Annotated in this window: 10 protein-coding genes, 5 pseudogenes and 2 riboswitches; of the genes and pseudogenes, 4 read left to right on the top strand and 11 right to left on the bottom strand. The window is 57.0% G+C overall.

The window, feature by feature from the left end; genetic code table 11:
* Nucleotides 1–12: 12 nt before the first annotated feature.
* Nucleotides 13–844, bottom strand: a pseudogene (gene fdhD / locus RSAL33209_RS02130) (formate dehydrogenase accessory sulfurtransferase FdhD).
* Here fdhD and RSAL33209_RS02125 point away from each other — a divergent pair.
* A pseudogene (locus RSAL33209_RS02125) lies at nt 843–3,204 on the top strand (FdhF/YdeP family oxidoreductase). The pseudogenes fdhD and RSAL33209_RS02125 sit on opposite strands and share 2 nt — an antisense overlap.
* Before the next feature lie 10 nt (nt 3,205–3,214).
* Here the strand turns inward: RSAL33209_RS02125 and RSAL33209_RS02120 are convergent.
* The 8 genes and pseudogenes from RSAL33209_RS02120 to RSAL33209_RS02080 all read right to left on the bottom strand — a co-directional run bounded on the left by RSAL33209_RS02120 (nt 3,215) and on the right by RSAL33209_RS02080 (nt 10,043).
* Nucleotides 3,215–4,402 (bottom strand): molybdopterin molybdotransferase MoeA, encoded by a 1,188-nt coding sequence (locus RSAL33209_RS02120; protein ID WP_012243960.1) that lies wholly within the window; start codon nt 4,400–4,402, stop codon nt 3,215–3,217.
* Nucleotides 4,395–4,691 carry a DUF6457 domain-containing protein gene (locus RSAL33209_RS02115; RefSeq protein WP_012243959.1) on the bottom strand — a complete coding sequence of 99 codons (297 nt, stop codon included), beginning with the start codon at nt 4,689–4,691 and terminating at the stop codon, nt 4,395–4,397. Before RSAL33209_RS02115 ends, RSAL33209_RS02120 begins: the two co-directional genes overlap by 8 nt.
* Nucleotides 4,688–5,338 (bottom strand): annotated as a pseudogene (mobA, locus tag RSAL33209_RS19475) (molybdenum cofactor guanylyltransferase). Before mobA ends, RSAL33209_RS02115 begins: the two are co-directional and overlap by 4 nt.
* Nucleotides 5,322–5,819 carry an HNH endonuclease gene (locus tag RSAL33209_RS02100; protein WP_012243956.1) on the bottom strand — a complete coding sequence of 166 codons (498 nt, stop codon included), beginning with the start codon at nt 5,817–5,819 and terminating at the stop codon, nt 5,322–5,324. The pseudogene mobA and the gene RSAL33209_RS02100 overlap by 17 nt, the downstream one beginning before the upstream one ends.
* 287 nt (nt 5,820–6,106) lie before the next feature.
* A complete protein-coding gene (locus RSAL33209_RS02095; protein WP_012243955.1) occupies nt 6,107–6,877 on the bottom strand; it encodes an NlpC/P60 family protein in 771 nt (256 codons plus the stop codon).
* Between the two features lie 104 nt (nt 6,878–6,981).
* Nucleotides 6,982–7,596, bottom strand: a complete 615-nt coding sequence (locus RSAL33209_RS02090) for a C40 family peptidase (RefSeq protein ID WP_233494250.1) — start codon at nt 7,594–7,596, stop codon at nt 6,982–6,984.
* 122 nt (nt 7,597–7,718) lie between these two features.
* A riboswitch (cyclic di-AMP (ydaO/yuaA leader) is annotated at nt 7,719–7,880 on the bottom strand.
* A gap of 187 nt (nt 7,881–8,067) precedes the next feature.
* Complete coding sequence (locus RSAL33209_RS02085) at nt 8,068–9,057, bottom strand: M23 family metallopeptidase (protein WP_233494249.1); 990 nt, start codon at nt 9,055–9,057, stop codon at nt 8,068–8,070.
* Nucleotides 9,058–9,064: 7 nt separating this feature from the next.
* Nucleotides 9,065–9,255, bottom strand: a riboswitch (cyclic di-AMP (ydaO/yuaA leader).
* Between the two features lie 92 nt (nt 9,256–9,347).
* Nucleotides 9,348–10,043: an iron-dependent transcriptional repressor DtxR gene (locus tag RSAL33209_RS02080; protein WP_041684306.1), complete on the bottom strand. Its 696-nt coding sequence runs from the start codon at nt 10,041–10,043 to the stop codon at nt 9,348–9,350.
* Nucleotides 10,044–10,306: 263 nt separating this feature from the next.
* On the opposite strand from RSAL33209_RS02080, the pseudogene serC reads away from it, so the two are divergent.
* A pseudogene (gene serC / locus RSAL33209_RS02075) lies at nt 10,307–11,458 on the top strand (phosphoserine transaminase).
* Between the two features lie 88 nt (nt 11,459–11,546).
* On the opposite strand, the gene RSAL33209_RS02070 reads toward serC, so the two are convergent.
* Both RSAL33209_RS02070 and RSAL33209_RS02065 read right to left on the bottom strand, forming a co-directional pair.
* Nucleotides 11,547–11,972, bottom strand: coding sequence for a DUF3027 domain-containing protein (locus RSAL33209_RS02070; protein WP_114597683.1), 426 nt, complete (start codon nt 11,970–11,972; stop codon nt 11,547–11,549).
* A gap of 5 nt (nt 11,973–11,977) precedes the next feature.
* Nucleotides 11,978–12,363, bottom strand: a pseudogene (locus RSAL33209_RS02065) (cold-shock protein).
* Nucleotides 12,364–12,517: 154 nt separating this feature from the next.
* Here RSAL33209_RS02065 and RSAL33209_RS02060 point away from each other — a divergent pair.
* Nucleotides 12,518–12,772 carry a hypothetical protein gene (locus RSAL33209_RS02060; protein ID WP_012243947.1) on the top strand — a complete coding sequence of 85 codons (255 nt, stop codon included), beginning with the start codon at nt 12,518–12,520 and terminating at the stop codon, nt 12,770–12,772.
* 31 nt (nt 12,773–12,803) lie between these two features.
* Nucleotides 12,804–13,313, top strand: a complete 510-nt coding sequence (locus RSAL33209_RS15835) for a hypothetical protein (RefSeq protein ID WP_012243946.1) — start codon at nt 12,804–12,806, stop codon at nt 13,311–13,313.
* Nucleotides 13,314–13,315: the final 2 nt, after the last annotated feature.

The following is a 13,315-nucleotide window of genomic DNA, read 5'->3' as shown; positions in this document are numbered from 1 at the left end:
GGCTGCCAAGAACTAGTTCCGCTCCAGCGCAATTTTTTCCAATCCGGAATAAACGTTGAGAGACTTGCCTCGGCTGAGCCCAATCAAGGCGATCCCGCTCTCCTCAGCGAGCTCAACGGCCAAGGACTGAAGGCGCGCTGACGGCTGCGAGCATCGGAATTCCTGCCATGGCGGCTTTCTGTACTAGCTCGAAAGAGGCTCGACCCGAAACCTGCAGCACAGTTTGCCGCAACGGCAACAAGCCCTCACGCAAGGCCCAACCAACAACTTTGTCCCCCGCGTTGTGCCGGCCAACATCTTCGCGCAAGCACAAAAGTTCGCCAGGAGCGTCAAACAGTCCTGCCGCGTGCACGCCACCAGTTTTGTCGAATAACTGCTGCTTTTCACGAAGCCGGTCAGGCAAGGCCAGCAGCAGTTCCAGATCAATCTGGAAGGAATCCGTCGCAGTCGCGAAGCGCGATGACTTCCGAACCGCATCGATCGAAGCTGTTCCACAAATTCCGCAAGAACTAGTCGTGTAAACATGCCGGTGTAGATCTGGCAGTACTACATCGGGACGCAACTGAGCCTTGACAACGTTAAACGTTTGTCTGCCCTCTTCATCTTCGCCCGCACAAAATCGAAGCGATATGAGTTCATCTTGGTTTCCGATGACTCCTTCGGAGACCAAGAAACCAGCTACTAGGTCAAAAACTGCGCCTGGTGTGCGCATCGTGACGCTGAATGGTTCGTCACCGATTCGAATTTCTAATGGCTCTTCACCGGCCAACACGTCTTCACAGCGGTGTACACCTCCGTCAGATGTCAGCTTCGTGATCCGCACCCGCTGCGTCAGCCTGCTCATGGGTTTAGCCTATTCCTCCGCAATCCGCAACGCTCCCCGCGAGGGCATCGATGAAGCTGAACTGACGGTTGGTCAGGCCAAGACTAAAGCGGCTGGCATTCCCGGCGTAGTGCATTCAATTGAAGTGGCACTAGCCCAAATGGGGCCAACCCGCACCGCCAGAACTTTATTGCGGTTGAACCAAAAAAGACGGCTTTGATTGCCCCGGCTGCGCCTGGCCAGAGGCGGATAAAAGACACTTGGCCGAGTTCTGCGAAAATGGTGCCAAAGCGGTTGCCGAAGAAGCCACTAAACGCCGCGTTTCACCGGAGTTCTTTGCCAAAAATTCGATTGCGAGCTTGCTCGAGCAGGATGATTATTGGTTGGGCCAACAGGGCCGTTTGACTCATCCGATGCTGCTCGAGGACGTCGATCTGCCGGATGAACAACGGCCCTATCGGCCAATCGAATGGAGTGCAGCCTTCGAGCTCATCAAGGACGAGCTGCGCGCGATGGCCTCGCCCGAGGAGGCGGTGTTCTATACCTCGGGCCGAACCAGTAACGAGGCTGCGTTCCTCTACCAAATCCTAGGGCGCGGGCTGGGCAGCAATAACCTGCCAGACTGCTCGAATATGTGTCATGAGTCGTCAGGATTTGCCCTAGGGCAAACGATCGGCATTGGCAAGGGATCAGTTTCGCTCGAGGACATTCACCAGGCCAAACTGATCTTGGTTGCTGGTCAGAATCCTGGTACGAATCATCCTCGGATGCTCTCCGCGCTGGAAAAAGCGAAACAAAACGGCGCTCGAATTGTGGCAATCAACCCGCTGCCAGAAGCCGGACTGCTGCGTTTCAAAAACCCGCAAACCGTGCGCGGGGTGATCGGTGATGGCACCCAAATTGCCGATGAGTTTTTGCAAATCCGGTTGGGTGGTGACCAAGCTCTGTTTCAGGCGCTGGGCAAGTGCGTTTTGGAAGCCGCCCAGACTCAAGACGGCGTTGTTGATCATGAGTTCATTGCGCAATACACCACTGGTTTTGCTGATTATTCCGCAACCGTAACGGCGTTTGATTGGCAACCGGTACTCGAAGCTACAGGGTTATCTGAAGCAAAAATTCGCGCGCTCGCCGCTGATTTAGTTGCCTCGGACCGCACCATTGTTTGCTGGGCGATGGGCTTGACCCAGCACAAGCACTCCGTGTCCACTTTGCGAGATGTAGTCAATCTACTTTTGCTCCAGGGCAATACTGGCAAAACAGGCGCCGGTGTTTGCCCGGTGCGCGGGCATTCAAATGTGCAGGGTGACCGAACCATGGGCATTTTCGAAAAGATGCCGGAAAGCTTCCATGATGCGCTCGACGCCGAATTCAGCTTCGAATCGCCACGGAAACACGGTTTCGACACTGTGGCAGCAATTCACGCCATGGAACAAGGCAAAGTCAGATTATTCATGGGCATGGGGGGAAATTTCGTCCGGGCTGCGCCAGATACTGAGCGGACCGAAGCCGCGCTGCGCTCCACCGCCCTGACTGTGCAGGTTTCCACCAAGCTCAATCGCTCTCATGTGGTGACTGGGCAACGAGCACTGATTTTGCCGACGCTTGGCCGAACCGAACGAGACCGGTAATCCACTGGCGATCAAAAGGTCACGGTGGAGGATTCCATGAGCGCGGTTCATGCCTCACATGGCAGGCTTTCACCGGCCTCCGATCAGCTGCGTTCTGAAGTCGCTATTATTGCCGCCTTGGCACAGAAAGTCTTCACCGCCGACGACGGTTCCAGCGTAGCCAATACCCCTGCCGCCGATTGGGCACAGTTGAGCGGTGATTACACGCGAATTCGCGAACAAATTACCGCAGTGGTTCCTGGTTTCACCGACTTCGAAACGAAAGTAGCCCGACCAGGCGGCTTCGTCTTACCGCACGGGCCACGAGATGGCCGCACGTTCAACACACCAAGCGGCAAAGCGGTTTTTACCGCAAACGAACTTGAGTATCCGCACATTCCAGCTGGTCGATTACTCTTGCAAACCTTGCGCTCTCATGATCAGTACAACACCACAATCTACGGCAAGGACGACCGTTACCGCGGGATCCATGGCGGGCGCCGAGTCGTCTTCATCAACGAAGCTGACCTGCTGACGTTAGGCTTTGCCGACGGCGACCTTGTGGACCTCATCTCAGAGTGGACCGATCCACAATCGGGTGTGCTGACTGAGCGGCGAGCCAACGAATTCCGGCTGGTCTCCTATTCGACGCCGGTGGGCTGCGCCGCCGCCTACTACCCCGAAACGAATGTCTTGGTGCCGCTTGAATCAACCGCAGACACCAGCGGGACTCCGACGTCGAAATCCGTGATTATCCGGTTAGTAGCCCGGTAAAGTGCAACTTCTAAGACCAAGGAAGCTCGAAAGATTCAACCTTTTCGCCCAGCTTCAGGCCATGCGGCGGCACGATAAGCACCCCGGCCGCCTCGGCTAAGCCCCGCAGCATTGCGGAATCGCTTTTACCAACCGGCGACGCTAATCCAAACAGGTCCCGGTAAGGCATCAGCCGGGTACCGTGCGTGAATGCTTCCTGAGCAGAACCGGAGGCAACCTCTTTTGTCGAGGGGAGCTTCTCACCGGAAAGCGCGGCGAGCAGCGGCGTGGCCAAGGTGAAATACCCCATAAAGGCGGCTAAGGGATTGCCAGGCAAACCAATAAGAAACCGACCATCGGTTAGTCTGGCCAGCAAGCTGGTGCCGCCCGGCCGCATGGCAATGCCGTCGACAATAAGTTCGGCGTCGAGCCGAACTAGAGCCCGACGGACGTGATCTGCGGCAGAAAAACCAGTTCCACCGGTAGTAATCACCAGCTCGGCGTTACTCGCCTCGATCGAGGTAACCGTTTGCTCAAGATCGTCTTGAATTCTGGCCTGCCCTAGCACCCGCGCCTTCCCCGCAGTGAACACTGCGGCAAGTTGCGGCGCGAAGACGTCCCGTACTTTCCCGGGCAACGGAATTCCGGCATCGACCACTTCATCGCCGGTAAAAAGTAGCTGCACCGTTGGCCGTCCGGCGACAGTTATCCGGTCCAAACCGGCCAAAGCGATCACCGCGATTTGAGCGGGATTCAAAATTAATCCGGGTTTGAGGAGTAGCTCGCCTTCGGCCGCCTCTTGGCCATGCTGCCTGATGTGTTGGGCTGCCCGCGGCTCACCAGGTTTCGCATCTCCGCTCAACCGCAGCACTGGCAGACCTTCGTCGTCAACTGCCTCTTCGCCGCTTTCGCTACGCAGTACAGCCCTTGCTCCCGCTGGCACAATACCGCCGGTAAGGATGGCGCTGGCCTGTCCAGGATGCAACCGCTGCCCAGGCTCAGCAAAGATCCAAGGCCCAGAGCCGCTAACCGCCCAGCCGTCCATTGCGGAAGAGGCAAAGTACGGAATATCCTGCTGGGCAAAAATCGGCGCTGCCAGCTTGCGGCCAACTGCAGCCGGACTCAAGGAAATCGTTTCGTCAGGCAGCGAGGTTCCGGCGTCGAAAGCAGCCGACCGGGCCTGCGCCCAAGAGTGTCTTATCCGATGCACCTCAGGCATCGAGTTCCGGGTGCTGTTCTTGCTTTTCAGCGCGCTCTGCAATGCTGGCTTGCGCCGCCGAGACTGCGGAACGAATCGCTACTGCATCGCTGGCTTGGCCGCTACCAGCAGCCAGTCCGGCAACGTAGCCAGCAATAAAGGTAGTCAGCGGTGCTGCCGGACGCACCACTGTGTGCGCAGCTTTTCCAGCCAAACTCAGGATCGCATTTACCTCGACAGGGGTTCCGGTAATTTCAAACCTTGCTAGGAGCTCAGCGCACCAAGCTTCCAGCAACTCGTCCTGATTCATGCCATCCCTTTCTCAATGCCCCATACCTGCGCATCAACCCAATCGTCGATATCTGCCACAGAACCCGCGGGGGCCAGCACTTCGGCCAGATTCAGCCTAGCAATGACTTTGCGCAGGCTGGGGCCTTTGCCCGTTGATGTTTGCGCGTTGAAGCTCAGCAGCGCAAGTCGTAGCGCTTCAGTGCGGTAGCAACCGAGTAGCGGCTGACGGAAGCCTGCCGAATCAACCAAAATTGCCCCGTCAGTTCCGAATTCTTGCCGCTCCCAGGCCAGCCGCAATGCATGAACACCTTGGCTGGCCCCTGGCATATAGCACGCCAACAGTAAGGTCCATTCGCTATCGAGTACCTGCACAGCCGATTGCAGACCGGCAACTGGGCCACTGAACGGCGGGCTCTAGCTGACCCAATGAATCGCGCATGCCGATGGCATCGCTTCAACAAGAGGCTGCAATCGAACGCTGTCGCCAACCACCACTGTTGGGGCTTGTGCCACTGAGCCTGATAGCTCCGAGCTCACGCTTTGCAGCAGATATTGAAGCAAGGAAATGCCTTGGTACTTCAGCCCGGCTTTGAGCACACCACCTAACCGTTCGCCTTTTCCACCGGCAAGTACGACGACGGTTAGCTGATCACGCAGCGGATTCACTCAGGAACGCATCCCAGTCGGGGGTCGGCTTTTCCAGCTCGCGGATTTGCCAATGCCATCCGCGCGGCGGCTTAGGCGAAACGCGAAGATGCCAGCCCATTTCCGACGGCGTGTGGTCGCCTTTCAAATTGTTGCAACGCAGGCAACATGCCACTAGATTTTCCCAGCTGTCAGCACCACCGCGAGATCTGGGCTGTATGTGGTCGATAGTGCTCCCCGACTTGCCACAGTATGCACAGTGGTGCTCATCCCGGCGTAGCACACCCCGCCGACTCACTGGAGATTCTCGGTCATAAGGCAAACGAATATAGCGGTTAAGTAAGATCACCGATGGCCTACTGAGGATTTCCTGCGGCCCAACGACTGGATCATCGCCTTCTGCAAGAACAGAGGCTTTTCCGGCCAGGACAAGGATCAGCGCCCGACGGAAGGTGACCACCGCCAGCGGTTCGTATCCAGCATTCAGAACCAGGGTTCGCATTTGCGTTCCTCTTCAGGCTGACTCGGAGTCGTCTCGGCAAAGCCGGCTGCCCTGCCGCTGCTCCGGGTCGTGAACTTATGACTAGCCTAGGCGGAAGGTTGGCAAATCTGCGAATCCACAGCGGCTTGGCGACTACGTGTCGGGAAAAATTCACCGAGTGTCTACTTTGTAGATCCGCATGGGCAGCATCGAAAAACCGGAATCCAGGAAGTTTAATTACTTGAAATTTAAAAGAGTAGAGCCCCGCACCATATTTGGTGCGGGGCTCTACCAGGTGAAGCTGAAAATTAGTGACCGATAGCGATGAAGACCGGGCCGCTGCCAACGTTGACCGAGGCGAGAACCGTCTTGTTACCAAGCCATCCACCATGCACGGCTTGGCCGTTTCCTGCATAGACAGCAATGTGTGCCATCCCGGTGCCGCCGTTGGCGTAGTACACCAGATCGCCGGGCTGCGCTTCAGCCTGGCTAACCGTGCGACCAAGGGACAAGTAGCCGGCCGGCCGGCCATGGAAGTAGGTGCCAGCTGCTGCGAGCGAATTAGAAGCCAGTGCGGTGCAGTCCTGGTTGACGCCCAGCTGAGCGAAAGCTGCGGAGATGATGAGCGCGTCAGCGCCGCTGCCACCAACCGGAGGGGTGGTTTCAGCAGCCTGCACGTTCGCGTCAGCCTTAGCAGCAACAGTCTTCGCTGCGGTGTTCGCAACCGGAGTCGCTGCCGTGTTGCTCTGAACCTTGACAACCGGCTTAGCCTTGACGACGGCCGGCGCAGAGGATACTGAGGGGCTTTCAAAAGCGATTTTCACCGTAGCTGAGGCCGTTACGGTCGGAGCTGAGGCAACATTTTGGCTGGCAGCGGAAGAATCACGCTGGGTAGCAGTCGGCTCGGCAGCATTCGCAGCGAGACCGGTAGTCAACACCAGACCAGAAGCAGCGGCGATGACGGCTGCCTGGCGGCCAACGCCACCTGCGTTTTCGCTGACCGCTTTAGCGATCACGGCGATTGAGCTGGTCTTCGCGACCTGAGCGCGGTGTCGCGCGATTCCTACTCGATTGCCCATTTAGGTTGTCCTCTTTCGATGTGTTCAGTCTTCAGTACGATTCAATGCGGGTCGATATGATATTTTTTCGCGCGAGCCATCGAGCCCGCGCTATCGATGCCGACCTAGCGCATCGTGTAGTACGTAGCCGAGCCAACCGCGGAGACGGTGGTTAGCTGAGTTCCTTGCGAGGGGTTGAGCGCGCCGATCTCCATGCCGTTTCCGACGTAGATTGCGACGTGTGAGCCACCGTTCTGCACGACGAGATCGCCGGGCTGCGGAGTGGAAGTCTGAACTAACAGCGGTGAAAGCCACTGATTGGTGCGGGGAAGAGAGATGCCAGCCTGAGCGAAGGCCCATCCGGTAAACCCTGAGCAATCCCAACCAGCCTTGCTGGTGCCGCCCCAAACATAGTTGACGCCAATGCCGCCGTAAGCTGCAGCAGCAACGCCAGCGAGGCCGCCAGAGATTGCCGGAACTTCAGCAGCGGGCTCAGCAGGAGCTTTTGCCTGTGCAGTATTGCTAACAGCAGCGGTGTTGGACTGAGCCGCGATCTTCAACGCAGGCTTAGCTGCGGAGCTCGTGCTTGGCTGTCCGAAAGTAATGTTGGCATCTTTAGAGGCTGTCACGGTCTGAGCCGCAATCTTGATGCTGTCTGATGCTTCAGGGCTAACTCGGCCAGCTTCGGCGGTCTGAGCCGGTAGACCAATACTGGTCACCAAACCAGTTGCAACGACCACTACAGCGGCCTGGCGCCCGAAATTTCCGGCGTTTGATGCAACGGCTTTTGAAATAGCATTCAGCGGGTTAACACTGACGTTGGCCGCGCGGTGGCGACCATTTGACGTCTTTGACGACACGTTTGACCTCTCCCAATGCCTGCGAGGTAAGCTGTCGGATTCGGATGGGAGTCACCCGGCCACTTCTCTCTCAAAGAGATCTGCGACTTCACCCCAAGGACTTCTCTAAAAAGCCCGCATTTGGTTCCCCCGTCCCTGCCAGACGAATGTAGCGAACGGACCTTGGGTAGTGGCAGAGCTAAGCAATCTACCCAAGAACATCGGCTTCTCGAAACACCGTTGCAGATAAGACGCTACAGCAGATTTCGGCCAATGTCACATTAAGATCACGAAAACTTCATACCTGGGGATGACTTTGTGACGTTATATTATTACTCCAGCTGATGGTGATTACGGAAGCTGGGAGCTAGCTCAGATCCAGCCGAGTGGATCAACAGTTTTATCGTCAACCATGACTTCAAAGTGCACGTGGCAACCAGTTGAGTTTCCTGTGGTGCCACTGAGCGCAACGAGATCTCCGCGGCTTACTTTCTGGCCCACTTTTACTTGCAGAGTCGTATTGTGCAGATAAGCGGTGGAGAGACCGTTTCCGTGATCAATCACAATCCGATTGCCGCCACCAAGCTGATGCCATCCCGCGAAGGTCACGGTGCCGCCGGCCGCGGCATACACCTTACTTCCGCAGGACGCCGCATAGTCCTGGCCGGTGTGCAATTCACCCGCAGCTCCGGTTACTGGATTGACGCGATAGCCAAAAGGCGAAGTCATCAATAGCGAGTCCAATGGGCTGGACAACATACCTTTGGATGCGGTTGCGGCGACTTTACTTGCTGACGCGGAAAGCGCTTGATGCAGCTTACCGTCTGGGTCCGCGACGCTAGTGGTGGTCGAATTGCTAAACGTGACCACCGCATTGGCATCGGCGGAGACTGGGCCGAAAGCACTCGGCGCAGCGCCCGCTTGCGGAGCGTTAGCCGTCAGTGAATTCGCGGCAGATGGCACAACAACGGCGAGCGCCAAACCAGCAGCAGCCAGAACCATCCCACCGCGTTGGGCCGCTTTCGCCGACCGAAGAACAGATTTCTTGGGCTTCGCCGCGGCCACCCGGCGTCGCCCTCTGGACGCAGCAGCCCGACTTGAATAGTTCTTTTCTTGAACTGGCGCGGAAAGCACAGAAGCCCAAGAGTCGCTATTCGGGACCTCAGTGGCGGAAGTTACCGAAACGGCAGAGATTTCGCGGGCACGCCTAGCGGCATCCCTAGGCCGCATTGGCAGCTCGTCCGCCGTCGGGCGAGTCACTACCGACTCAAGCTCGACGGAAAGTACTGAAGATGGCGCTGGATCGACCGCAGCTACTGCTGCGCTCCGTCGACCACGAGGCCGGAGCTCGTGATTGCTCACGGATATAGATTCCTCTCTCAAGCACCTGCGAGGTTAGCTGTCGGATTCGGATCGGAGAGCGACCCGGCTTTCGAAAAAATGCGGCTTCCTAGAGCAGCATTAAAATCTCAAGACTTAACCCCAAGACCGGTTGCGGACCGGTCAAAAATGGTTCCCCCGTCCTTGCCTAAAAGGTTCGAATCCCGGCGATCAGAGGCAAGGCTCAGTGCTGATCCGGGTAACGCATTGGTTTCGACGTCAGTGTTCGACTATACGACATGAAGCCGATTCGTGACAGTTTTGTTATCTAACTAACTGATCGAGACGAAAATGTGAATCGCAACTTCAACCGGTAATTCCAGTGCGCCTTCGATGCCGGCGACCCGGACCGAAATGTAATCGCCAACCTGCTCCAACGTCACGGCAGTGCCCGGAAGCAAACCAGCTTCTTCCAATTGGCCCAACAACTCTGGGTCAATCTGAATTCGTTCAGAGAGGCGCCTAATGACAACTTTTGATTCAGCTGAGTACTTAGCCATGGCTTCGACCATATTGATCACGCCATCGGTTAATTCGAGCGCCTTATGGCCGCCGAACGGTTCTAAACCTGGAATCGGATTGCCGTATGGCGACTCGTCCGGATGTCCCAGCAGTTCAAAGATTCGCTCTTCGACCTGCTCGCTCATCACATGCTCCCAACGACAAGCCTCTTCGTGAACAAAGGGCCAGTCGAGCTTGATGATGTCTGAGAGTAGACGCTCAGCCAACCGATGCTTACGCATCACCGCGGTGGCCTTAGAGCGGCCTAAATCGGTGAATTCCAGGTGCCGATCGCCAGATACGAGCACCAAGCCATCGCGTTCCATCCGAGCAATAGTCTGGGAGACCGTCGGCCCAGAATGGTGCAAGCGCTCCGCGATCCGAGCTCGGAGCGGAACAATATGTTCCTCTTCAAGCTCAAGAATCGCTTTTAGATACATTTCTGTGGTGTCAATCAAGTCAGTCACGTGAAAAACGCTCCTCACCGCGGCGGGCAAATATTGGGGGTGGATCCTGATCCAAAGAACGTTGATCTCCGGTAAATCCGCAGAAACCTGACTCTAACTTATCCTGCCAACGGACCGGCTGGAAATCCGCAGCGTTCCGAAGGCTGCGCCCCAATCGTCGAAGTGTTACCCCAGCGGTTTAGGTGTGCCTTCCGCGCTACGGCAGAATGTAGGCAATCGTCTGTTCAACGCCGAACTCGCCGCGTCTATTTCTGGAGTTTCCCGTGACTGAAAACACTACAGCTCAAGCAAGTTTGACCATTCCTCATGAGCTTTTGCCGGCGGACGGACGTTTTGGTGCCGGCCCCTCTAAAGTCCGCTCAGCGCAGCTTGATGCGCTGAGCGCAGCACAAGACCTTTTAGGTACCTCGCACCGGCAGGCCCCGGTGAAGAACCTCGTGGGCGAAGTGCGAGAAGGACTCGCCGCACTTTTTTCCGCGCCAGCTGGCTATGGCCAGCTGGCTATGAGGTGGTGCTCGGAGTTGGTGGCTCCACAGCCTTCTGGGACGTTGCCAGTTTCGGCCTAGTCGAGCGCAAGGCGCAGCACCTGAGCTTCGGTGAATTCGGCTCAAAATTCGCTTCAGCAACTAATTAAGGCGCCGTTCTTGGATGCTTCCTCGATCATTAGCTCTGCCCCGGGAACTCGTCCGCAGGCCGTTGCGGAGGCTGGCGTGGATGTTTACGCCTGGCCGCACAATGAGACGTCGACCGGCGTTTTTGCTCCGGTCCAGCGTGTCTCGGGTGCGGAGCCGAGCAGCTTAGTTGTCATCGACGCTACCTCGGCTGCCGGCGGGCTCGACGTCGACGTTTCGCAAAGCGATGTCTACTATTTTGCGCCGCAAAAGAACTTCGCCTCCGATGGCGGACTATGGCTTGGGCTTTTTTCGCCAGCGGCGCTGGAACGGGTGGAAAAAATTGCCGCGAGCGATCGCGGGGTGCCGGATTTCTTGAATTTGAAGACTGCCGTGGATAACTCTCGCCTCAACCAGACTTACAACACACCATCGCTCAGCACCCTGGTGACATTGGCCGCGCAAGTTCGCTGGCTAAACGAGAACGGTGGGCTGAATTTCGCTACCGGTAGGACCGCAGACTCGGCCGGACGAATCTACAGCTGGGCTGAGAGCGCTAGCTTTGCCACACCGTTCGTCGCTAAGCCGGAGGAACGCTCCAATGTCATAGCGACGATTGATTTCGACGACTCGATTGATGCCGCAGCAATCGCCAAGACGTTGCGCGCTAACGGCGTGGTCGACGTCGAGCCGTACCGAAAGCTGGGACGAAACCAGCTGCGCATTGCGACATTTGTGGCCATTGAGCCCGACGACGTCAGCGCCTTGACTCGGTGCATCGATTACGTGATTGAGCACAGCTGATCTAAAAATTATGTCCCGCTGAATCAACCGATTCAGCGGGACATAACTATGTTCTCCCACTGAGCTAGCCCAGCGGTATGGGACAAATCTAAGCTTCTGGTTCGTCGATACCTTCGGTTACGGCTTCAGACTCGTCTAGCTGCTCATCTTCAGGACGAACTCGTTCAGACCAAGGCAACCATTCTGGCGCAATAACAGAGTCGACAGATGCTACTAACCCCACCTCGGAAACCGTCGCATGCTTAGAACGTGGTACCCGAGCCAGCACCGCGAACCACTGCCAACCAGCGTATCCAGGCAACTTGCACTCGAAAAGTTGCGTCGTCACCCGCTCGCCCTCGCTTCGCGCAGCAATATGAGCGCCGATGTGCTCGGACTTAGCGATACTGAGCAAAGCGTCGCGGGCAACCTGAACTTCGGCGGCAAGCACAGCGTCAGGCTTGCCTACCCGCCACACCGGTACGCCAAATTTCTCTGACTTTACTGCCCGTCCCGCTGCAGGTCTGGTTGCCATCGGAATCACTGCCCGTCCAGGTCTCCGGCAACTACGCGGAGCACTGCAGCGACTTTAGCCGCACTAGATTGTCCGGGTACTTACCTTTTTGTAAGCCGTTGGCGGTGTTCTCCAGCAGCTTGATGAGGTCTTCGACAATTACGGCCATATCTCCGGCTGATTTGCGCGTCGCTTTCGCCACGGACGGCGGAGTATCCAGGATTCGCACGCTCAAGGCCTGCGCACCCTTCTTGCCGTCTGCGACACCAAACTCCATCCGGGTGCCAACTTTGATTTCTTTCACGCCAGCGGGGAGCGCATTGGCATGCAAAAAGACTTCTTGACCTTCGTCAGAAGTTAAGAATCCAAAGCCTTTGTCGTTGTCGAACCATTTCACCTTGCCGGTGGGCACGTCGCTACCTCTTACTCAATTGGTCGAATGCCCGCGCGCTGGGCCATAAAGGGCGCGACAACTCACGGGCATGGTGGTCTACTTCCCTATAGATTACCTGCTCGCTGGACCTGAGCTAGTACCAGAGGCCAGTGTCCGCTGCTAGCGTTAAAGCATGAGGCAACGCGAGGCGACAGCACAGAACAGCGAGCCAGCAAAAAGTTCGGCTTGGTGGAACCTAGTCACGGTGCTCGCCGTCGTACTAGCCGTGGCTGGGCTCGGCGCACTCGCTCTTCTGGTTACTCTCCGTTTGACCGGCAACCAAACCTGGAACGGCCTCAATTGGCTCGTCATGTTCGCCTTACCTGCTTCATTCATTCTGATGCTCTTGGCCGTTCTCCGGTCAATCCGTCGCCGGCGAAGGCTATAAGCGCAGACAGATTGCCGGTAGCGTTAGCAGGATGTCCTCTATTCGCGCTCTGAGCTTGGAGCTGCCGTTGCGCAGCGACGCTTCGTTGCGTGAACTTTTCGCTGCCAGGCCGGACCTCATTTCGCCGCCGGTTCCAGATTTCGCTGCGCTGGCTGCCCGCGCCTGTGCGCGAATCAGCGTGCATCGAGCACTAGATATTTTAGATACCCCAAACCTCCAAATCGTCGAAGCTGCGCTGGTTCACGGCGGACCAATTGACTCGGCTATGGCCAAAAAGCTCGTCGGTGCGACTAAGTCCGTCGCTGAGAAACTTCTCAAGCGCTTGAACCTGCTCGCGCTGATGTACAAGGGCGCCGATGGTTTTCTGCCGGTAAGCGGATTGTATGAAGTTATCGGCGCGCATCCGGCTGGGCTTGGTCGCAGTTACCTCGAATTGAGCGGACCCGCGCACGACTGGATGCAAAATACCGCAACTGGACTTGGCCTGGCCGGAGATCCCGTTCAGGCTTTGGCTAACCGATTCGGCCAAGCTGCCTGGTAGCA

The sequence above is a fragment of the Renibacterium salmoninarum ATCC 33209 genome, from assembly GCF_000018885.1.
Taxonomy (GTDB): domain Bacteria; phylum Actinomycetota; class Actinomycetes; order Actinomycetales; family Micrococcaceae; genus Renibacterium; species Renibacterium salmoninarum.
Note: the sequence above shows the minus strand (reverse complement) of the source record. Positions and strands in the feature narration are given on the sequence as shown.